The sequence below is a fragment of the Streptacidiphilus sp. P02-A3a genome (assembly GCF_014084105.1).
Lineage (GTDB): Bacteria > Actinomycetota > Actinomycetes > Streptomycetales > Streptomycetaceae > Streptacidiphilus.
On record NZ_CP048289.1, the window covers coordinates 6,820,402 to 6,840,270 of the forward strand.

General features: G+C 72.8%; 18 protein-coding genes. 7 read left to right on the forward strand and 11 right to left on the reverse strand.

The genetic code is table 11. The annotated features are described in order from the left end of the window. Positions 1-128 precede the first annotated feature (128 nt). The 4 genes from GXP74_RS28760 to GXP74_RS28775 form a co-directional block, all read right to left on the reverse strand. Positions 129-1,133 (reverse strand): YdcF family protein, encoded by a 1,005-nt coding sequence (locus tag GXP74_RS28760; RefSeq protein ID WP_182454153.1) that lies wholly within the window; start codon positions 1,131-1,133, stop codon positions 129-131. A gap of 125 nt (positions 1,134-1,258) precedes the next feature. Continuing rightward, positions 1,259-1,642 carry an STAS domain-containing protein gene (locus GXP74_RS28765; RefSeq protein WP_182454154.1) on the reverse strand — a complete coding sequence of 128 codons (384 nt, stop codon included), beginning with the start codon at positions 1,640-1,642 and terminating at the stop codon, positions 1,259-1,261. Then, on the reverse strand, positions 1,639-2,667 hold the full coding sequence (locus GXP74_RS28770; protein WP_255528269.1) for a B12-binding domain-containing protein: 1,029 nt from the start codon (positions 2,665-2,667) through the stop codon (positions 1,639-1,641). Before GXP74_RS28770 ends, GXP74_RS28765 begins: the two co-directional genes overlap by 4 nt. 119 nt (positions 2,668-2,786) lie before the next feature. Then, positions 2,787-4,487, reverse strand: coding sequence for a PP2C family protein-serine/threonine phosphatase (locus GXP74_RS28775; protein ID WP_182454156.1), 1,701 nt, complete (start codon positions 4,485-4,487; stop codon positions 2,787-2,789). A 399-nt stretch (positions 4,488-4,886) separates the two neighbouring features. Between GXP74_RS28775 and GXP74_RS28780 the strand changes: the two genes are divergently transcribed. The 7 genes from GXP74_RS28780 to GXP74_RS28810 all read left to right on the forward strand — a co-directional run bounded on the left by GXP74_RS28780 (position 4,887) and on the right by GXP74_RS28810 (position 11,028). Then, complete coding sequence (locus GXP74_RS28780) at positions 4,887-5,441, forward strand: MFS transporter (protein WP_182454157.1); 555 nt, start codon at positions 4,887-4,889, stop codon at positions 5,439-5,441. Then, complete coding sequence (locus GXP74_RS28785; RefSeq protein WP_182454158.1) at positions 5,438-5,785, forward strand: UBP-type zinc finger domain-containing protein; 348 nt, start codon at positions 5,438-5,440, stop codon at positions 5,783-5,785. The genes GXP74_RS28780 and GXP74_RS28785 overlap by 4 nt, the downstream gene beginning before the upstream one ends. Before the next feature lie 95 nt (positions 5,786-5,880). After that, the gene (locus tag GXP74_RS28790; RefSeq protein ID WP_182454159.1) at positions 5,881-7,161 is read left to right on the forward strand and encodes an NAD(P)/FAD-dependent oxidoreductase; all 1,281 of its coding nucleotides are present in this window, start codon (positions 5,881-5,883) and stop codon (positions 7,159-7,161) included. Continuing rightward, on the forward strand, positions 7,146-7,580 hold the full coding sequence (locus tag GXP74_RS28795) for an SRPBCC family protein (protein ID WP_182454160.1): 435 nt from the start codon (positions 7,146-7,148) through the stop codon (positions 7,578-7,580). The genes GXP74_RS28790 and GXP74_RS28795 overlap by 16 nt, the downstream gene beginning before the upstream one ends. Positions 7,581-7,860: 280 nt before the next feature. Further along, positions 7,861-8,631 carry a polysaccharide lyase family 7 protein gene (locus GXP74_RS28800; RefSeq protein ID WP_182454161.1) on the forward strand — a complete coding sequence of 257 codons (771 nt, stop codon included), beginning with the start codon at positions 7,861-7,863 and terminating at the stop codon, positions 8,629-8,631. A 152-nt stretch (positions 8,632-8,783) separates the two neighbouring features. Beyond that, positions 8,784-10,148: a ricin-type beta-trefoil lectin domain protein gene (locus tag GXP74_RS28805; protein WP_182454162.1), complete on the forward strand. Its 1,365-nt coding sequence runs from the start codon at positions 8,784-8,786 to the stop codon at positions 10,146-10,148. 61 nt (positions 10,149-10,209) lie between these two features. Next, positions 10,210-11,028, forward strand: a complete 819-nt coding sequence (locus tag GXP74_RS28810; RefSeq protein WP_182454163.1) for a trans-aconitate 2-methyltransferase — start codon at positions 10,210-10,212, stop codon at positions 11,026-11,028. On the opposite strand, the gene GXP74_RS28815 is transcribed toward GXP74_RS28810, so the two are convergent. From GXP74_RS28815 to GXP74_RS28845, 7 genes are all read right to left on the reverse strand, one after another. Next, positions 11,016-13,454, reverse strand: a complete 2,439-nt coding sequence (locus GXP74_RS28815) for a hypothetical protein (protein ID WP_182454164.1) — start codon at positions 13,452-13,454, stop codon at positions 11,016-11,018. The genes GXP74_RS28810 and GXP74_RS28815 overlap by 13 nt on opposite strands. A 231-nt stretch (positions 13,455-13,685) precedes the next feature. Then, the gene (locus GXP74_RS28820) at positions 13,686-14,774 is read right to left on the reverse strand and encodes a medium chain dehydrogenase/reductase family protein (protein ID WP_182454165.1); all 1,089 of its coding nucleotides are present in this window, start codon (positions 14,772-14,774) and stop codon (positions 13,686-13,688) included. 33 nt (positions 14,775-14,807) lie between these two features. Further along, complete coding sequence (locus GXP74_RS28825; protein ID WP_182454166.1) at positions 14,808-15,611, reverse strand: sugar phosphate isomerase/epimerase; 804 nt, start codon at positions 15,609-15,611, stop codon at positions 14,808-14,810. Then, a complete protein-coding gene (locus tag GXP74_RS28830; RefSeq protein ID WP_182454167.1) occupies positions 15,608-16,396 on the reverse strand; it encodes an SDR family NAD(P)-dependent oxidoreductase in 789 nt (262 codons plus the stop codon). The genes GXP74_RS28825 and GXP74_RS28830 overlap by 4 nt, the downstream gene beginning before the upstream one ends. Further along, positions 16,393-17,577, reverse strand: a complete 1,185-nt coding sequence (locus GXP74_RS28835) for an alcohol dehydrogenase catalytic domain-containing protein (protein WP_182454168.1) — start codon at positions 17,575-17,577, stop codon at positions 16,393-16,395. Before GXP74_RS28835 ends, GXP74_RS28830 begins: the two co-directional genes overlap by 4 nt. Continuing rightward, positions 17,574-18,605 carry an ROK family protein gene (locus GXP74_RS28840; protein WP_182454169.1) on the reverse strand — a complete coding sequence of 344 codons (1,032 nt, stop codon included), beginning with the start codon at positions 18,603-18,605 and terminating at the stop codon, positions 17,574-17,576. Before GXP74_RS28840 ends, GXP74_RS28835 begins: the two co-directional genes overlap by 4 nt. Next, complete coding sequence (locus GXP74_RS28845) at positions 18,602-19,825, reverse strand: sedoheptulose 7-phosphate cyclase (protein ID WP_225448269.1); 1,224 nt, start codon at positions 19,823-19,825, stop codon at positions 18,602-18,604. Before GXP74_RS28845 ends, GXP74_RS28840 begins: the two co-directional genes overlap by 4 nt. Positions 19,826-19,869: the final 44 nt, after the last annotated feature.

The window sequence follows — 19,869 nt, forward strand, 5'->3', positions numbered from 1 at the left end:
GCGCGCTACGGCACCTGTGCGAGGCCCTCTACCCCACCTGGCGATGTTCAGCATCCCCAGTCACGGGAAAAATACCGAGCCGACCCACCGGGCCCGCGGTGTCGCGACGCCACCTCCTGGACCAGGGGTTACCGCCGCAGCAGCGCCGCGACCACGGGCAGCGCGAGGAAGGCGCTCATCGGCAGGAAGACCGCCCGGTCGAACCAGAGGACGGCGACGAACTCGCGCAGCGCCGCCGCCAACCAGTACGAGGGCGCGGTCCAGGCACCGGCGGCGCTGCCCCGCACGCCCAGCCGCCGCATCAGCAGGGCCGTGCGGAAGGCGTGGAAGTCGCTGGTGATCACGGTGCAGCGGTAGCCCGGGTCCGCCCCGCGCATGATGCGGGCGCTGTTGGCGAGGTTCTCCTCGGTGTTGCGGGAGCGGTCCTCGCGGCGGACGCGGTCGCCGGGAACGCCCCGGGCCAGGAGGTAGTCCGCCATCGCCTCGGCCTCCGAACGCTCCTCGTCCGGTCCCCGTCCTCCGGAGGTGAGCAGGGTCGGGCGGCAGCCGCGGGCGTGCAGGGCCCGGTACACGCTCAGACCGCGGTCCAGCCGACCCGCGAGCAGCGGCGAGACGTCACCGTCGACGAGGCCCGCGCCGAGGACCACGACGTAGTCGGCGGCCCGACGCGGTCGCAGCCGCCCGCTCAGTGCGGCATGCCCCAGGAACTGGACGAAGAGCAGCGCCAGGTACGCGGCCGGTGCGTCCAGGACCAGGCAGACCACCAGCGCCAGGTGCCCGCCGGAGCAGCAGCCGGTCAGCACGGTCAGCACGGCGAGCGCCGCCAGGCCGGTACCGGCCGTCAGCGCGGCCAACTGGGGCGGCGCGGAGCCCTGTGACCGGATCAGCAGCAGACCGTCCACGACCAGCAGTGCCGCGAGCGCCAGCGCTCCGACGGCAGCCGTGGCCGCCAGGGCGACGGCGGCGGCGGTCCATGACGGACCGTGCGGCACCGCCAGCCGGGACACCGTCGCCGATCCGAGGGAGACCACGGACAGCGCCAGCAGTACCGACCGGCGGAACGGCTGCCCGGTCCACAGCGCGGCCAACGCGCACACCAGGGCGAAACCCCCGGCGATCAGAGCCTGCACCATCCTGCCCCCATGACCCTCGACGCCTCCCCCGCCGTGCTGCCGGGGCAGGTCACCCCTGCCCGCTCACTCGCGCGCGACACCGGCCCGGAGCCGCGGGACCTGGGGCGGGCGACTCCCGGTCGCGCTCAGGTGGCGGTGGCGGCCGCGGTCTCCTCGCCGTGGTCCTGGCAGGGGGCGGTGAGGGCGTCGGCGAGGTGGAGGTCCAGCCCGGTGATGGCCAGGACCTGCTGCTGGTGCTGGTCCAGGCCGACCAGGTGGAGTTGGACGCCGTCGGTGTCGGTGCAGCGCTTGATCCAGATCAGGGCGGACAGGCCCGAGGAGTCGCAGGCGTCCACGGCGGTGAAGTCCAGCGTGAGGCACTGCGGTGCGGGCACCCGGGCCAGGGCTTCGTCGACGGCCTGGCGCAGGTCGTCGACGGTCTCGAAGTCGCACGGTCCGCTGAGGGTCAGCACGACGCGTCCCGGGGCACTGTGCTGGACGGTGATCGCCAGCGGTTCGGTGGTGTTCATACGCGGTCCTCGGTCGTACGGCTGTGCGCGGGTCCCCCGGCTTGGATCACCGCGGATCGGCCGGTGTCGATGATGGCCAGCGCCCGCGGGAAATCGTGCAGTTGGGTGGCGATGACGTCCAGGGCGGGCAGCAGCGTGTGCGCGGGGACGTCGCGGGCCCGCAGGACGTCGGCGGTCCAGCCCAGGAAGTCGGCCAGTATCTCGGCCCGGTCGATGTACACGGCGGCGACGAGGAAGTCGACGACGTGGCCGATGTCCTCGCGGGTGTGCTCGCGCTGCTGGTCGGTGTAGCCGCTCATGGCGGGCAGCCGTTCCCGCAGTCCGGTCATGGTCTGCTCGACGAGCTGCCGCCGACTACGGCTCAGCAGGGTGTACTCCTGGTCGGCCAGGTGCGGCAGCGCGGTGAAGGGGTCGGCCGGGTCCCGGTAGGCCGGCGTCATCGCCTCCCGGTCCTCCAGCCGGGTCGCGGCGCTGTCGGCGTCCGCTGCCCAGGCGTCGGCGCCGAGCAGTCTCGCGTAGCGGCCATGGCGTCCGAAGGCCGCGCCGCCGACCAGGACCGGGACTCCGGCGGCCTGGCAGGCGGCGATGGTGGCGTGGGCCGTGGGCAGGCGGGTGGCCAGCGAGCAGGACAGCGCGACGGCGTCGGGACCGTTGGCGTGCAGGTGCGCGATCAGGTGCGGGGTGGGCACGTGGGCGCCGAGGAAGTCGACCTGCCAGCCGCGCAGTCGCAGCGTCTCGGCGACCAGGCGGGCCGGCAGCGCGTGCCACTCGCCGTCCACGCAGGCCACGGTGACCCGGCCGCGGGTGCCGCGGCCGCTGGTCGTGCGGTGGCGGGAGAGGGCGGCGATGGCGCGGTCGCTGATGGCGGTCGCGGCGTGCTCCTGGGCCACGGTGAACCGCGCCGCCGCCCACTCCTCGCCGACCAGGGCCTGCGCCGGGGCGATGACGTCCAGCAGGATCCGCTGGGCGCTCAGTCCGCTGTCCCGCGCCCGCAGCACGAGGTCGACCGCCCGGTACTCGTCCATGGCGGCCAGTGCGGCGAAGAAGTCCTGTTGCCAGGCGGCCGCGGTTGGGGCGTCGATCGTGTCTGCCTGACCGGTCACCGGAGCCGCCTTCCGCTGCGGCACCACCCGGTAGTGGCACCTCATCCGGTGTACCTGCCCCGTCCGTGGCCGTTCACCATCGTCAGATGCGATCCGCGGCGCGGGGCGCCCAGGGCCAGCAGGGCGATGTCGTCGTGCTCGCCACCGCCCAGCCACTGCGAGGTGACCAGTTCCACCCGCTCCACCACCGCCTCCACCGGCATCCCGGCGCACCCGGCCAGGGTGTCGCGGAGCCGCTGTTCCTCGAACATCTCCCGGCCGCTGGGGCCGCCGCGGGCCTCGGTGACACCGTCGGAGAACAGCAGGCACATCTCCCCCGGCTCCAGCACCGTGGTCCAGGTGGTGGAGGTGATGTCGGGCAGCGCGCCGATCAGCGTGCCCCGGGTGGCGGCCTGGTGCACGCTGCCGTCCGCCCGGATGATCAGCGGGGCGGGGTGCCCGGCGCAGGTCAGCCGTAGTTCCAGGCGTCCGTTGTCGGTCGGGGTGACTCCGGCCAGGACCAGGGTGACGAAGCGGGCGTCCCGGTCGTCCAGGAGGGTGGCGTTCAGCAGTTCCAGCAGGTGGCGGTGGCGCGGCTCAAGGCGGCGCAGCGCGGCCAGGGTGTTGCGGATCTTCCCGGTCAGGATCGCGGCACCGGGGCCCTTGCCGCACACGTCCCCGAGCATCAGCAGCGTCTCGGTCGGCCCGTCCTCCTCGCCCGGGGTGGGCAGCGGCGGGTGGACGTCGTAGAAGTCGCCGCCGATCAGGTCGGCGGCCCGGGCGGGGCGGTAGGAGCTGGCCAGGTCGATGCCGTCGAGGCGGTCGATGGCCGGGGGGATCAGGGCACGCTGCAGGATGTCGGTGGTCTCGGCGCGCTCCGCGTACAGTACGGCGGCCGAGATCGCGGCCCCGGCGCGGGCGGCGAAGATCCGCGCGAAGAGCTCCTCCTCGTCGTCGAAGCACGGACGTCCCGCGCGGCGCAGCAGGATCAGCGCTCCGACCGAGGTACCGCTGCCCGGCAGCGGGGTGACGACCAGCGATCCGAGTTCGCCGAAGCCCTCGGGGACGAGCCAGGCCGGGGCGAGGTCGGGGTGGACCCAGCGCGAGGGCACCGGCGGGAATCCGGCCAGGGCGTCACTCAGCCCCGGTACCTGGTCGACGTCCACGCCGATGGTCAGTTCCTCGATCTGCCGACCGCGCACCATCCGGGTCAGCGCGACGCGGCGCCCGCGGGCGGGGGTGACCACGACCGCCGCGTCGGCGAGTTGCTCGGCGGCGAGCTCCGCGGTCACCCGCAGGCAGCGCCGCTGGTTGAGCGAGGCCAGCAGCCGGGCCGAGGCCCGTACCAGGAACTGGGTGCGGATCCGCTCGTCGCTCAGCCGCTGCAGGGCGGCGCGTTCCGCGGTGACGTCGGTCAGCAGCCAGCCGGTGCACTCCCCCGGCAGCGGCTGCGCGGTGGCCCGGAACATCCGTCCGGCCACCGAACCGTCCAGCGCGTCCACGCCCTGCTCCTGCGCCCGCACCAGCCAGGGGGCGACCACGTCGGCGGTGAACGCGTCGCTCTCGCCCAGGGCCGGGAAGAGCGCTTCCGCGGCCTTGTTGTGCAGCCGTACCCGGACCGGGCTCCCGGCCACGACCAGCACCGGCGCCGCGGCGTCGACCAGGGCGCGCAGCAGCGGCGCGCCGACAGCCGGCCGCGGCGTCTCGGCGGACGCCGCCGAGGCCGACGGTGCTGGGTTGGGTGCGGGCGGAGTGGAGGTCATCAAGGATCACAGGCCCGGTCACCGGTGGTGCCAGGCCGACCCCTTCCTCTGTGTCGACGGCCGACAACAGATGTTGTCGCATGGCTACCGTCTCGCTGTGAGACGGATAAGGCAAGCCCGTGCCCGGGTCGCCGGAAAGACGAACGACTCTATCAAGCCCTCCGCCTACCCCGCAGAACGCGGCGCACTCCCCGGCGCCGGTGGTCGACAGCGCCGGTCCCGGTTGACGGGATTTCGGTCGCCGGGCTGGCGCGCCACCGCGCGGCCAGGTCGTTTCCGTGACCGGGTCGCGTCCGTAGGCGTTAACGTCAGCCAACGCGTCCACCCCCCGCTTGAGCGGCAGGTGTGACGCGTCGGTGCGTGCCGATCGTTGCCCCGCCGGGAATGGGAGTCCCTCCGGTGAGCACCGAGACCGGTGACCGGCGCGGTCGTACCGCGCCGCGCGCTGACGAGATCTCCGCCACCGCCCGCGGCCCGCGCCGTTTCCCGATGGACACGACGCCGCTGCGGCTTCCGGCGTTCCGGCGGTTGTGGGCGGCGACGGCGGTGACCACGGTCGGCAGCCAGATGACCGCGGTGGCGGTCCCGCTACAGGTGTACGACGACACCCACTCGTCGGCGATGGTCGGCGTCTGCGCGGCGGCGGGACTGCGCTCGTTGCCGGTCCTCCTGGTCCTGTCGGCGGTGCGGCAGGCGTTCTTCGGCATCGGTGAACCCTCGCACGCGGCCTCCGTGGCCAGGCTGGTGCCCGAGGGTCAGTTGTCGGCCGCCTCCGCGCTCGTCTCCGCCGTGGACCAGTTCGGGCAGCTGGCCGGTCCGCTCCTGGCGGGTGCGCTGGTGGTCGTCGCGGCCATCGCCGCCCTCGCCGTGGCGGTCCCGGCCTTCGCCCGCCACACCCCGGAGCGGGGCGTAGGTTGGCGATCCGCGGGTGAGTCGGGTGTGATGGGCAGATGACCGAACCACTGCCCTGGCATGCGGTGCGGCCGCCGGGGGCCGCCCGCGACCGTCCCTGCTCGCACCTGGCTCAGGCCCGACCCCCGCTCGCGGAACTGCCGCGCCCGGCGACCCCGGCCGGTTGCGCCGAATGCCTGGCCTCGGGCGGACAGTGGGTGAACCGGCTGGTCTGCCTCACCTGCGGTCATGTCGGCTGCTGCGACAGCTCGCCCGGACAGCACGCCTACGCGCACGCTCGCGCCAGTCCCGGACATGAACTGGCGCGCACCCTGAAGAGCGGCGAGGACTGGGCCTGGTGCTACACCGACGAGGTCTTCCTGGCACCCGGCCCACCGCCGGGGTGATCCGCCGTCCCCCGTTCGGGGGTACGGCTCCGCGGCAAAACGATGCGGCAACGCCGCGATTCGCGCGCGCTCGTTCCCGGGGGGATGGTTGGCCTATGACGCGGACAACGGACCCGGATGTGGACGTGCTGGTCGTCGGGGCGGGGGCGGCGGGTCTGGCCTGCGCGGCCGACCTCGCCGCCGCCGGGCTGCTTCCGGCGGTCCTGGAGGCCGCGGACCGGGTCGGCGGCCGGATGGCCACGGACCTCGTCGACGGCTTCGTGCTGGACCGCGGCTTCCAGGTGTTCAACACCGCGTACCCCCAGGTGCGGGCGCGCCTGGACCTGAAGCCGTTGCGGTTGCGGGCGTTCACGCCGGGCTTCGTGATCGTCCGCGGCGGCCGACGGCTGCTCATGGCCGACCCGACGCGCCGACCCGAGGCGGCCGCGGCACTGCTGCGCGCGGGCGTCCGGCCGGTCGACCTGGCCGCGCTGGGCCTGCTGAGCGCCCGCGACATGCTGCTGCCGACCGCCCTGCTGAAGAGGGCAGCGGACACCAGCACGGATGAGGCGCTGCGTCGGGCGGGCCTCAGTGACCCCTTCGTGGACGGCGTCGTCGCGCCCTTTCTGCGCGGAGTCTTCCTGGAGCGGGAGCTGACCACGTCGAGCCGGGTGTTCCACCTGGTCTGGCGAAGCATGCTGCGCGGCTCGCTGTGCCTGCCGGAGCAGGGCATCGGCGCGGTTCCGCGGCAGTTGGCGGACGGCCTGCCGCCCGGCACCGTGCGACTGCGGGCCGGGGTGACCGGGATCCTGGACCACGGCGTCCAGTTGGCGACCGGGGAGCGGCTGCGGGCCCGCGCCGTGGTCGTCGCCACCGGGGGCACGGCCGCGGCGCGCCTGCTGCCCGGGCTGCGCACAGCAGCGTCGCGGGCGGTGACCACCGTCTACCACGCGGCGCCGCGGGCCCCCCTGGACCAGCCGGTGCTGACGGTCGACGGTGACGGCCCGCTGCTCCACACCAGCGTGGTCAGCAACCTCCACCCCGGCTACGCCCCCGACGGGCAGGCGTTGGTCTCGACCTCGCTGCTGGGCCTGGCCGACGATGAGCGGCTGGCCGCCGCCGAGCGCAGGCTCGCCGAGCTCTACCGGACCTCCACCCGGCGCTGGGAGCGAGTGGCCGCGTACCGGATCGAGGAGGCCCTCCCGGCCATGCCCGCGCCCCACCCACTCACCCGGACCAGCAGGATCGCGCCAGGGCGCTACGTCTGCGGGGACCACCGGGGCACCGGATCACTCCAGGGCGCGCTGGCCTCAGGAGCCCGCGCCGCCCGCGAGGTCCTCCAGGACCTGGCCCCCGACCGCGGCGACCCGAGGCGGTACGCATGCCGATCGAAGTAGTACGAACCCTGGTGATCGCGCAGTCGCCTGGAGCGGTCATCGAGTACCTCCAGGACTTCACCCACACCGAGGAGTGGGACCCGGGCACCGTGCGTTGCGCTCGGCTCGATCACGGGCCGGTGCTGGTCGGGTCGCGCTGGCGGAACGTCTCCCGCTTCCGTGGCCGCGAGACCGTCCTGGAGTACGCGCTGGTGCGCCGTGACCCAGGGCGTCTCGTCTTCCGCGGGGAGAACCGGACCGTGGTCGCGGTCGACGACCTCACGATCGACGCGCACGAGCGGGGTTGCCGCCTGGTCTACCGCGCGGAACTCACCTTCAAGGGACTCGCCGCCCTGGTCGCGCCTTTGCTGCGCCGCTCGTTCGAGGAGCTCGCCGACCAGGTGGAGCGCGAGCTCCCCCCGGTGCTGGCACGCCTGTAACGGCCGAGGCCCGCCACCCCTCCAACGTTCACGTACATGAACCTTCGGCTTCTGGCCGCTTGCCCGCGCGGAGCCCGCGGCACACCGCCGACCATGGCCCGCGATCGCGCCGCAGCATCTCCAATCGATGTCAAAAATCCTCTGACCTGCGCAAGTTGACCCTGCGTACAGAGAGGAACGTTGACGCTACCAGCAGAGTCTGCTATTCAGATCTAGCACCCGATTGGACCAGACCACTGTTCATCTACATGAACACTACTCGGCATACGGAGGGTCGCAGATGAGAACCCGCTCCACGTTCCTCGCCGCCGCCACGGCCGCGGGCATTGCCTGCACGATCAGCCTCTCCGGCGGCAGCGCCAGCGCCGCCTCCCCCACGGTGGCCCCCGGAGGCAACTTCAACCTGTCGGTGTGGGAGTTGCAGGAGCCCGTCGGCTCCCCCGGCTCGCCGACCACCATCCCCTCCTCCGAGCTCCAGGGAGCGAACGGGTACCAGGACTCGTACTTCTACACCGACACCCGCGACGGGGCGATGACCTTCTGGGCTCCGGAAAAGGGCGTGACCACGCCCGACTCCGACTACGCCCGCTCCGAGTTGCGGCAGATGAACCCCGACGGCACCCCCGCCGACTGGTCGCTCAGCGGCACCCACACGCTGAACGCGACGCTGCGCGTGGTCTCCGTGACGTCCAACGTCTGCGTGGGCCAGATCCACCTCGGCACCGGCGGCTCGTCCACCAAGCCGCTGATCGAGCTGTACTACCACTCCGACGGTGACATCGTCGCCGGTGTGGAGAACTCCCCCTCCGGCGGCCAGACCACGCACAACGTGGGACAGGTGCCGATCGGCAAGACCTGGAGCTACACGCTCGGCGTCTCCGGCGGCCAGATCGATCTGACGGTCAACGGCAGCACCACCCACTACGCCGTTCCGTCCTCGTTCAACGCCTACAAGCAGTACTTCAAGGCCGGTTCCTACAACCAGTCGTCCTCGGACAGCACCACCAAGGGCGCGCGCGTCGCCTTCTACGGCCTGACCATCTCCAGCTGAGCAGTCAACGCCGTTCGCACAGAGCTTGTCTGACGCTACGTCAACTCTGATTTTCCCCCGCCGTGCCTCGCCGCCGGAGGCCCCGGCACGGCCGGATCCGGCCCGCGGCCCACGCGGCCACACACCCCCATGACCCCCGCAGGAGAACAACCATGTCCTGGCTCCGTACGAAAAGAACGATGACGGCCGCGGCGCTGCCGCTGGCCGCGGCCGGTATGGCGCTCACCGGCACGGGCAGTGCCCAGGCCGCGACCACGGCGCTCCCCGCCCACTACGCCGCGCCGTACCTGTACATCGACTCCGGCAACGCCGGTGACCTGGCTGCCGACCTGGGCTCCACCGGGCTCAAGGACTACACCCTCGCCTTCCTGGTGCCGCAGTCCGGTTGCACCCCCGAGTGGGGCGACAGCGGCGCCTCAGTGGGCGCCTACAACTCGCAGATCAGCACCCTGAAGGCAGCGGGCGGCACCGTCATCCCCTCCTTCGGCGGCGCACCCGACGGCTCCACTCCCAACGAGATCGCCCAGACCTGCACCTCGGTCTCCTCGCTCACCGCGGCCTACCTGAACGTGGTCAACACCCTCGGCGTCAACCGGCTGGACTTCGACATCGAAGGCAGCGTGTTGGACGACTCATCGGCCAACACCCGCCGCAACCAGGCCCTGGCCGCCCTCCAGGCAGAGGACCCCTCGGTCCAGGTCGACTACACCCTCGCGGTCGACCCGACCGGCCTGCCCTCCGAGGAACTCGGGGTACTGCAGAACGCCAAGAGCGAGGGCGTGAAGGTCAGCGTCGTCAACCTGATGACCATGGACTTCGGTGACGGCCAGAACGCCCTGGCGGACGCCGAGTCCGCCTCGACCGACACCGCCTCGCAGTTGGCGAGCCTGTACGGGGTCTCCGCCTCCGCCGGCTACGCCCTGGAGGGGCTGACGCCGATCGCCGGGAAGAACGACGACAACGAGAACTTCACCCAGGCCAACGCCTCCACCCTGGAGAGCTTCGCCGCGTCGAAGGGCGTTCAGGAGCTGTCGTTCTGGGAGCTCGACGAGTACGACAAGGCCACCGGCTACGCCTACTCGCGGATCTTCAACCAGATCACCAGCGGCAGCACCGGCGGCGGGGGCGGCTCCAGCGCCTCCGGTCCGATCACCGGCTACGAGGGCCTGTGCGTGGACGACCGCTCCGCCTCGACCGCCGACTTCAACCCGGTCCAGGTGTACACCTGCAACGGCACCACCGCCCAGGACTGGACCGTCGCCTCCGGCAACACCCTCCAGGTCCTCGGCAAGTGCCTGGACATCGACGCCGCCGGTACCGCCAACGGCACCGCCGTCGACCTGTACGACTGCAACGGCACCGGCGCGCAGGTCTGGGAACCGCAGTCGGACGGCGCGCTGCTCAACCCCGCCTCCGGCAAGTGCCTGGACGACACCGGCTTCGGTGCGGCCGGTACCCAGTTGCAGATCTGGTCCTGCACCGGATCCGCCAACCAGGTCTGGAAGCTGCCGAGCTGATCCATCCCGCGGGAGCGGGCGGGGCACCCGTGCCCCGCCCGCTCGTGCCAGGATGGTCGGCATGTCCACACGTGCACTGAGCTTCGGCGCGAACGCGGAGGCCTACGAACGGTTCCGGCCAGGATATCCCGAGGAGCTCTTCGAGCTGGTGCTCGGGTACGCGGGCCGACCGGTTCGCACTGCGCTGGAGATCGGCGCGGGGACAGGCAAGGCCACCCGCCTGTTCGCCGCGCACGGGGTCGCGGTCACGGCCACCGAGCCCGACGCCGCCATGCTCGCCGAGCTGCGCGGGGCGGTGCCCGCGAAGGTGACCACCGTCCGGGCCGCGTTCGAGGACCTGCGGCCGGGCGAGACCTACGGGTTGGTCTTTGCGGCGGCGGCACTGCACTGGACCCGCCCGGAGGGGCGGTGGTCCCGGGTGGCCGGGTTCCTGGAGCCGGAGGGGGTGTTCGCCTCGGTCGGCGGCCCGCTCGGACCGGCTGATCCAGCTGTCGAGGAGGCCGTGCGTACGGCCCGGGCGCCGTTCCTGGACAGCGACGGGGTTCCGTCCCCCGACGGGACCGCTCCGGATGCGGCGATGCGGTGGCCGGGCACGGAGCTGCGACGGTCCCGGCTGTTCGTCGACGTTCGGCAGTCCGTCATCGAGCGGCGGCTGACCCTGAGCGCCGCCGACTACCTGGGCCACCTGTCGACCGTCTCGGCCTACCTCCAACTGCCGCGACCGAGGCGGCAGCAGGCGTACGACGCGATCGCCCGGGTACTGCCAGGGACCGTTGAGGTCAACGCCGACCTCACCGTCCATCTCGCGCGTCGGGCCCGGCCCCCGGTGGCTCCGGGGGCCGGGCCCGACGTGGTGCGGTGGACCGGTCAGGGCGTGTAGGTCACGCTGTCGCCGAGGTCCTTCTGCAGGTCGGGGATGATCCCGTCCTTCGAGTCCAGGCCGTCGTTGTACCAGACGGTGTCACCGTTGTCCTGCATGATCGACACCGTGCTGCCCGCCACCAGCGGGTTCGGGATCGCGCCGAGGGACTCCCAGGAGCCGTCCACCGCTCCGGCCGGCAGCGTGGTGTGGGTGGCGACCGGGGCGTCGGCCGGCTGGCCGTCCCAGGAGTAGAGCGCGAACTGGTAGGACTCGTCCGGGGATCCCGCGATGATCAGGTACTGGTTGCTCGCGTTCTTGCGGATCTCACGGACGCCCAGGCCGCCCAGGTTGTCCAGGATCGGGGCACCGAAGGTCGCGTGGGTGGTGCCCGGGTTGCCGCCGGTGACCAGGGCGTTGATGTTGGTCACCGGGACCAGCAGGGCCTGGGTGCGGGTGCTGGTGGACTCCAGCGGGCCGCGGAAGGCCAGGTAGGCGGTGGTGGTGCTGCCGGGGGCGAACTCCAGGCCCTCCACGTTGAAGGACTCGGCGGTGTGGCCGCCGACCCCGGAGGCGGCGGAGGCCGCGAAGCCGAGGTAGTTGGCGCCCAGGCCGTGGCCGTTGTCCTGGTCCCAGCTGATCAGGTCGCCGCGCAGGCCGGTGTAGCTGCCGACGTAGCTGAGCGTGGTGCTCGCACCCGAGCCGGTGATGTCGGTGGCGAACAGGGTGCTGCGCGAGGGCTCCAGGTTGCCGCTGGAGCTGTTGCTCATCGAACCGGTCCAGTAGATCCGGTTCCCGGCCACGGCCGCGGCCTCGATGTCGATCTCGGTGCTGCCGTAGGGCAGCAGGCTGGTGAAGTCGAAGGTCTTCACCGGCGGCCCGGAGACGCCCTCCTGGTAGAGCCGCAGCACATTGGACTCGTCGTCGCCGACGAGCATGTAGCCGCCGCCCACGTCGATGATGGTCGAGCCGTTGCCCGCGCCGGAGTAGTAGCGGGCGCCCGGGTCGGCGGCGACGGCGGCCGAGACGCCGTAGTCCACGGTGGTGGTGGCGCTGGTGCCGTCGGGCGCGGTGGCGGTCAGGGTGATGGTCGAGTAGCCGACCGCCGCCGGGGTGACCGCCAGCGTGCGGGTCGCGCCGGTACCGGTGACGCTGATGCCCGAGGCGGGCGCCACGGTGGTGTTCGACGAGGTCGCGGTGACGGTGACCCCGGCCGCGCCGTACGCGGTGTCGCCGACGGTGACCGGCATGGTCGCGTTGGTGCTGTCGCCGATCGCGGCGGGCAGGCCGGCCTCGGGGGTGCTGACGGTGGGCGGCGCGCTCGCGGCGGTGACCACGGTGGTGCCGGGCGCGAAGGCCACGCCGCGGAAGGCCGTCTTCGACGCGGCCGAGGCCAGGGTGGTGACGCTGCCGCTCATGCTCGCACCGGCGCCCGCGCTGTCGGTGACCGTGGACAGCGTGCCCGAGGTGCCGGAGGAGCCGCTGCCGGTGGCGTAGAGGACGACCTTGCCACCGGACAGGGTGCCGGTCAGGCCGGTCACCGAGGAGACCTTGACCGAGCCCTCGGCCTTCCAGGAGCCGCTGGTCAGGCTGAACTTGAGGATCTTCCCGGCCGAGTTGTCGGCGACGTAGAGCGTGTCCGGGGTGGAGCCGCCGCCGAGGGTGAACAGCGCGTAGCTGTACGGGTCGCCGCCCGAGTCCGGGTTGCCGGGCAGGTTGCTGACGGCCTGTCCGGCGGCGGTCGGCAGACCGGTGCCGATGGCGGCCACGGTCAGCGAGTTCTTGTTGGACGAGGCGTAGAGCTGCCCGTCCGCGATCCCCAGCTGACGGAAGTTCAGGTCACTGGAGTTGAGCGTGGTCGCGGTGGAGGAGCCGAGCGTGGTGTGGGCGATGCCGCCCGCCGCGCCCGCTACCCAGATGTCGGTGCCGTTGCTGCTCACCGCGGAGCGGATGTTGTTGCCCGCGGCGAAGGAGGGCAGCACGGTCGAGGTGTCGACGCTGCCGTCAACCGCGGCGCGGGCGATGGTCACCGCGCTGGTGGAGGTCACGCTGGAGGTGCCGACCGGGCTGTCGTAACCGGCCGCGAGCAGGTACTGGCCGTTGGCCGAGAGCGTCAGCTCACCGTCCGAGGCGGCGCTGCCGGCGTCACTGAACTCGTTGGCGCCGCCGCTGGTGGTCGTCGGCAGCGGCACCGACTCCACCAGCGCGCCGGCCGGTGAGTACTCGTCCAGGAAGACCGGAACAGAGGTGCTGCCCAGTGTGGAGCCGCCGTTGCCGACCCGGTAGACCACCAGGTCACCGGCGGTGAACGCGGTCGTGGTGGCGGCGTGCGCCGGGGCCGGCAGGGCGGCCGCGCCCAGGGCGGCGGCTCCTGCCAGGACACCGGCCGCGAGAGCGCGCCGCACACCAGCGGCGGAGGGGCTGGGAAGGGATCTGCTTCCGGTCATGCGGAGGGCGCTGCCTTTCACGGGGACCACCAGGACGTCCGCGCGACCCCCCGGGACGGCCACTAGCGGCGTGTCGTCGGCTTCCGGATGATCGTGTGGTGGAGACAGGGGGAACTGTGGCCCCATCAAGTGTCCGGCAGTCGAAGCCCCGGTTCCCGGGAGGCGACCACGCAGTGGCAGGCAGGAGTGAGGCAAGCCTCGATTCGACTCCGCGCGGTGGCGGGACCGGAGTCACCGGTCGGGTGTCCGGGCGGGACTGATCGTGATCAGGACCTTGCCGGGGAAGTCCGCCGCTCCGGCGGCGATCTCCATGACCCGGCCCGGGAACTCGTCCAGGCTGATCCGTCGTGACGTGAGCTTTTCGAGCGGAAAGGCGTGCGGGTGCTCCGCGTGCAGCCGGAAGCCCTCCTCGTAGTCCTGCCTGAGGCACCCGTAGGCACCCGATACGCGGATCCGCTTTCCCCGGTACCGCACCGACTCGATGCGCTCCTGTCGGCGCAGGGCGTCGATGTTCACCTGGCCGACCGGGAAGCTGTCGCCGTTGCGGGTCCCGCCGTAGACGAACAGGACCGCGCCGTCCGCCGCCAGGCCCGCCGCGGTTTCGAGGAGCTCCGTCGTGGCGATGGTGGGCGCCACGATCACGATGTCGAACCTGCCCTGCTGCGCCGGTGTCCGGGCGTCCGCCAGGGAGTGGCTCTCACCCTCGGCGAGGATCCCCTGTCGCCGGGCGAAGGCGCTGCGCATCTCACCGCGGTTGAACACCGCGACCACGGCGCCGAGGTGCCTGGCGTACATGGCGAACATCAGCCCCGCGCAGCCCGCGCCGATGATGCCCACCCGTTTGCCCCGCAGCGAGGGCAGCCGCGTGAGTTCGAGCAGCTTCCCGAGCGCGTGCACGATGCAGGCGAACGGCTCGGGCATCCAGACGCCGTCCCGCAGGCGCGGCTCCGGTACCCGCACCACGGCCTGGTCCAGTTGCTCCTTCGTGCCGTGGACGAAGACGTACTCGGCGAAGCCGGTGGTGCGGGTCGGGGTGATGTTGGGGTTGAGGGTGACCAGGTCGCCCTCCTGGAACCCGGTGGCGGTCCCGGCGAAGGCGACGGCGCCGACGAGTTCATGGCCGAACAGCGGGCCACGGTCTTCCATGACGTCGCGTGAGCCGAGGATCTCCTTGGTGTCGGCGCGACAGATTCCCAGGTGGTCGGTCTTGATCACGACGGTGTCGTCGCCGAGCGCGTCCTGCGGGAAGGGGGACGCGCCGAGGCTGACGACGCCGCCCCGCAGCGCGGTCGTGACGTAGGTGGCCGGAAGGTTCGGCATCTCAACTCCTCAACTCCACAACTCGTCAACTCGTCAACTGAAGGTCAGTGCCCTTGCGCGTTCGACGTCGAGAGCCGGACGTCGCAGGTCGCCGTCGCGGTAGTCGTTCTCCAGCACGAGTGCCTCGGGTGTGCCCGCACGGGTCGCCAGCGCGCGGACCGCCTCCCGCACCCGGCCGTCCCCCTCGCCGAGGAGGTCCCGGGCGACGACCCCGCCGGTGCCGTCCTTGAGGTGGATCTGGGGTGCGATCCACTCGTGCGTCGCCTCGATCAGGGCCAGCACGTCGACGCCGGCCGCCCGTGGGTTGTAGGTGTCCAGCAGCAGCCGGAAGGCGGGTACCGCCACCTCCGCGGCCAGGGTTCGCGCCCGCTCCGGGTCCAGGGCGTTCTCGCTGGCCAGCAGCAGTCCGCGGGCCTGTGCCTCGCGCGCCGCCCAGGCCAGCACGACCGCCGTCCGCCGCAGCTCCCGCGGGTCGTTGATGGCGCTGCGGCGGAAGCTGGGGACGAACGCCAGCGGCGCGCCGAGGGCAACGGCCGCGTCGAGCACCCGGATCAGGACATGGCGGACGCGCGCCGCGTCCCGGCTGCCCCGCGGTGCGTGGAGTCCGATGTCGTTGAGGGTGTTGCCCGCCACCGCGAGCAGCGCCACCCCGTGCCGGGCGCCGTCGTCCCGGATCCGGTCCACGGTTCCGGCCGCGTCGAGCCACGGTCCCCGGCCGGGGCCGCCGAGGTCGAGTTGCAGTCCCTCGACGCCGATCGCGCGGGCCAGCTCGACCGCGCCGAAGTGGTCCCCCGGGAGCCGCCACCCGGCCAGCGCGACGAGGGGTGGGCGCGTCACGTGCCCGGCCCCGAGGAGATCCTGCGGCTCTGGGACACCGGCATCCGCTCGCCCACGGGGAACCAGCCGCCCGCGCCGTCGACCACCAGATGGGCACCGTGCAGTCCGGCCCCGGCGGTCGCCGCCAGTTCCCGGGCGAGCGGGGCGAAGCTCCCCGGTGTCATGTAGCCGCGGTAGTCGAATCCCTCCGGGCGCCTGCGCCGGATCCCGGGGGTGTCGACCATCCCGGCCGGGAGGGCCTGGACCACCCGCAGGGCCTCGCTGCCGGGCGCGTCGGTGTCCTCCTCCTGCGCGACCGAGTCGAGCAGGGCGGCGGCGGCGGCCTTGGACGCGGCGTATCCGGATCGCCCGGGTCCCGCGTTGTAGACGACCTCGGAGGAGACGCCGAGGAACAGGCCCGGTGCGTGCGGGCGGCGCAGGGCCGGGATGGTCCGGGAGAGGGTCAGCCACAGGCCGTGCAGATTGACCTCGATCTGGCGACGCCACTCCGCCTCGGTGCTGTCACGCAACAGGGTCCGCCGGTCACCGTAGTGGACCGCCGAGTAGCAGACGGCGTGCAGGGGTTCGGCGGCGGCGCGGGCCAGGTTCTCGGTGACCTGGTCGGCCTCCGTGAGGTCCGTGGGCGTCCAGCGCAGCCGGTCGGCGCCACTGCCGGTGGGAGCCGACCGGCTGAGTACGGTGACGTCGATCCCCGCCTCGGCCCAGGCGTCCGCGACGCCACGGCCGATCCCCGTCGATCCGCCGACCACCAGCGCGCGGCGGCGGTTCCGAGCATGCGCGGTCACTGGGCCTCCTGGGACGACGGCGGCAGCGGGGAGAACCGCACCGCGAGTTTGACGAGCCGGCTCCCGGCGACGGTCCGGCCCCCGCCCGCCGACAGCCCGTTCATGATCTGGGCGGCTTCCGGCGGCTCCACGAGATGGGTCACCAGGTCGCGGTAGGCGGCCGGGTCCCGGCACAACTCGGCTGCCGCCTCAACGAGATGGCCGTTGCCCACGCCCCGGTGACCGGTCAGCCGCACGGTTCGACCGTCGGCGGTGCGCACGCGGGCGACCGCGGCCGGTACCGGGAACCCGGCGCAGTTGGCGGCCCGGACCGCGGTCAGGTCGACTCCGGGCAGCAGCGCGCTCGCGGCGCCCGGCGGCAGACCGCCGAACAGGTCGACGACCAGGTCGACGGCGGGGGCGCCGCCGACGTCGAGGCGCAGGGCGGATTCGAGGCTGCCCAGCGTGGCGTCGCGCGGTGTCGCGAGCAGTGCCGCGACCGGACCGGTATCGGGCGCGGGCAGCGCGGGCAGCTCCCCCGGCTCCGCACCGAGCAGCAACTCGACCCCGGGAACGGCCTGTTGGGCGCTCCAGGCCAGCCCGGCAGGAGTGTGGTGCACGAGCAGGACCCGGCCGGCGCTCCCCAGCCAGCGGCCGGCGGCGCGCACCGCGAGCTGCCCGATCGTGCCGTCGCCGTACACCAGCAGGGTGCGCGGGCGGGCCGTGGCCAGCAGGGCGAAGGCGTACCGGACGGCGGCCAGCGGTTCGATCAGGGTGCCGAGCACCGCGTCGGGCGATCGTTCCAGTGGTACCACCAGGCCGCCCCGCACCGCGGTCGCGGGGACCAGGGTGCGCTCCTGGAGCAGGCCGTCGACGTTGTGCCCCAGCAGGAAGGACGGGTCCGACCGGTGGGTCGGGTTCACCAGGACCGGTGTGCCCGGGCGCAGGTCGTCGGGGACGCCCGCCCCGGCGGCGACCACCCGGGCGATGCCCTCGTGGCCGATGACCGGTGCCGGGTCGCCGCGCAGCCCGCGCAGCATCTGGATGTCCGTCCCGCACAACCCCGCCACCTGGGTAGCCACCAGCAGCTCCCCCCGGGCGGGTGCCCGGGTGGAGCGTCGACGGAGCCGTACCCGCCCCGCCTCCCGTACCAGCGCCCAGTGTTCCGCGGTGTTCCCGGCGGTGTTCCCGGCGGTGCTCACAGCGGTACTCCGGTGCGGGCCGCGATCCCGGCCCCGGCCAGGCTGTCGGCCTCGCCGGGGGCGGTGACGGTGATCCGCCGGTCCAGCCAGTCGGGGGTGCGTTCGCTGGTCAGGTACAGCCCCTGCCGGGCGAGGTCCCGCATCAGGGCGTGCCGGTAGTGGTGGCCGAGGCCGTGGACGACGCCGCCGGTCAGCACGACCTCGTCCAGCTCGGGGTCGAGGCACAGCGCGGTGCGCAGGACGGCGACGACGGGAGCGGTCACCGCGTCGAGCAGTTCGACCGCCAGCTGGTCCCGGTCGTCCAGCGCGCCGCGCAGCGCCGCCTCGAAGCCCGCGCCCCCGGCCGTCAGCCGCCCGAGTCGGGACGCCGCCCAGCGTGCCGGTTCCCGCAGGGCGAGGGCGTCCGCCATCCGGGCGATGCCGGGGCCGGAGGCGTACGCCGCCAGGTGTCCGGTCCGCCCGCAGTCGCAGTCCAGGACGACCGGCTGCCCGGCCAGCCCGGCGGTGGCCGGCAGGTGGCCGATCTCGCCCTGCAAGCCGCAGCCGTCCACCGGGATCCGGCGCTGACGCTGGTCGATGACCCGGCAGGCGATGCCCGAGCTGATGGTGGCCAGCAGCACCTTGCGGTGCCCGCTGCGGTCGGCGGACGCGGCGGCGTGCAGGAGGGCGGCCGTGACGTCGTTGACGATGTGCCACTGGACGTCGGCGCGCCGGGCCGTCAGTGCCGCCCGCAGGTCGTACGGCTCGCTGTGGTCGCCCCACAGCGGTGCCGAGGCGTAGACGATGCCGGAGCGGTGGTCGAGCGCGGCGCCGAAGGAGATGCCGACGACGGCGTCCGGTGACCGGGGCACCGGGTCGCACAGCTCCCGGACCATCATCTCCTGGAGCTCGGCGACGCTGGCCCCGGGGAAGCGCCGGAAGGTCGGCGAGGGGCGCGAGGTACGGGCGTGCAGCTCGCCCTCGCGCACCCACTGCGCCTGGCGGATGTGCGTTCCACCGACGTCGAACACGGTGATGGCCGTGCTCATACGGCGGCGCCGACGAGTTCGCTGTTCGCGGTGGCCGTCCAGCTGCCGACGAACTCCAGCGACCGGCCGAGTTCCTCCGACGTCAGGTCGTTGACGAAGACGACCGAGCCGATGCCCCGGACCAGGGGGACGCGCTGGAGCCCGTCCCGGTGCCTGACCGCGTCGCCGAGCGCCTCCTCCAGCAGCTCCTGGGTGAAGACGGGGTGCGAGACCGGGAGTTGGAAGCCCTGGAGCAGGCGCAACGCCCGGTCGGTGTCGCTCTTCGAGAGGTGGCCGCGCAGGTGGGCGAGGGCCAGGCAGATCGCCATGTCGACGGCTACGGCCTCGCCGTGCAGCAGCGGCGGGTCGGCGCGCAGCTCCAGCGACGGGCTGAAGGTGTGGCCGTAGTCGACGGACCGCTCCAGCACCTGCTCCCAGAGGTTGGGCTCCAGCTCGTCCAGCATGCCGGAGATCGCCCGGGACAGGACCTCGCTCACCGCCGAGCCGCAACTGGCCAGGATGTCGGGGGTGATGGAGCCGACCGTCGCCTCCAGGAGGTCGAACAGGACGGCGTCCTTGACCAGCGCCATCTTGATGATCTCGGCGATGCCGTTGGCCACGTGGCGCGGTTCGATGGTGCGGAGGAACGCCGGGTCGATCAGCGTGAGTTCGGGCGCGAAGTAGGCTCCGAGGCGGTTCTTGTGACGGCCGTGGTTGATCCCGGTCTTCACGCCGATCCCGGCGTCGATCTGGCCGATCAGCGTGGTGGGGACGCGCACGTAGGGCACGCCGCGGCGGTACATGCTCACCGCGAAGCCGACGATGTCCAGGACCACGCCGCCGCCGACGGCGACCACCTTCTCGGCGCGGCGCAGGATCCCCATCCGGGACATGGCCTCGGTGACGTGGACGGACTGCTCCAGGGACTTCGCGTCCTCGTCCCCCTGGACGACCAGCCAGGTCACGTCGATCTGCCAGCGGTCGAAGTACGCCGAGAACCGGTCGTGGTAGAGGCTGTCGACAACGGAGTCGATCGCCAGCAGGCAGCGGACGGGACGTCCCTGGCCGCCGCGGCAGGCGTGGGCGAGCGCGGGGTTGCCGGGATCCAGCAGCCCGCGGACCATGCTGACGCTGTAGGCGACGGGCTGTTCCGCCCGGACGTTCCAGTGCAGCCCGGGGGGCTTGGGCAGATCGGCTACGGGGTTCAGGCCTGCGGGGCGGTGCATTGCGGTACCAGACATGACAAGACCTCCGTGAGGGTCTTCGAACTGGGGAATGCGCGATG

Coding starts and splice junctions, on each gene's coding strand:
- GXP74_RS28845 (WP_225448269.1), bottom strand. CDS start 19,825: ATGTCTGGTACCGCAATGCACCGCCCCGCAGGCCTGAACCCCGTAGCC.
- GXP74_RS28840 (WP_182454169.1), bottom strand. CDS start 18,605: ATGAGCACGGCCATCACCGTGTTCGACGTCGGTGGAACGCACATCCGC.
- GXP74_RS28775 (WP_182454156.1), bottom strand. CDS start 4,487: ATGACCTCCACTCCGCCCGCACCCAACCCAGCACCGTCGGCCTCGGCG.
- GXP74_RS28765 (WP_182454154.1), bottom strand. CDS start 1,642: ATGAACACCACCGAACCGCTGGCGATCACCGTCCAGCACAGTGCCCCG.
- GXP74_RS28790 (WP_182454159.1), top strand. CDS start 5,881: ATGACGCGGACAACGGACCCGGATGTGGACGTGCTGGTCGTCGGGGCG.
- GXP74_RS28820 (WP_182454165.1), bottom strand. CDS start 14,774: ATGCCGAACCTTCCGGCCACCTACGTCACGACCGCGCTGCGGGGCGGC.
- GXP74_RS28795 (WP_182454160.1), top strand. CDS start 7,146: ATGCCGATCGAAGTAGTACGAACCCTGGTGATCGCGCAGTCGCCTGGA.
- GXP74_RS28770 (WP_255528269.1), bottom strand. CDS start 2,667: ATGGACGAGTACCGGGCGGTCGACCTCGTGCTGCGGGCGCGGGACAGC.
- GXP74_RS28760 (WP_182454153.1), bottom strand. CDS start 1,133: ATGGTGCAGGCTCTGATCGCCGGGGGTTTCGCCCTGGTGTGCGCGTTG.
- GXP74_RS28815 (WP_182454164.1), bottom strand. CDS start 13,454: ATGACCGGAAGCAGATCCCTTCCCAGCCCCTCCGCCGCTGGTGTGCGG.
- GXP74_RS28805 (WP_182454162.1), top strand. CDS start 8,784: ATGTCCTGGCTCCGTACGAAAAGAACGATGACGGCCGCGGCGCTGCCG.
- GXP74_RS28800 (WP_182454161.1), top strand. CDS start 7,861: ATGAGAACCCGCTCCACGTTCCTCGCCGCCGCCACGGCCGCGGGCATT.
- GXP74_RS28810 (WP_182454163.1), top strand. CDS start 10,210: ATGTCCACACGTGCACTGAGCTTCGGCGCGAACGCGGAGGCCTACGAA.
- GXP74_RS28785 (WP_182454158.1), top strand. CDS start 5,438: ATGACCGAACCACTGCCCTGGCATGCGGTGCGGCCGCCGGGGGCCGCC.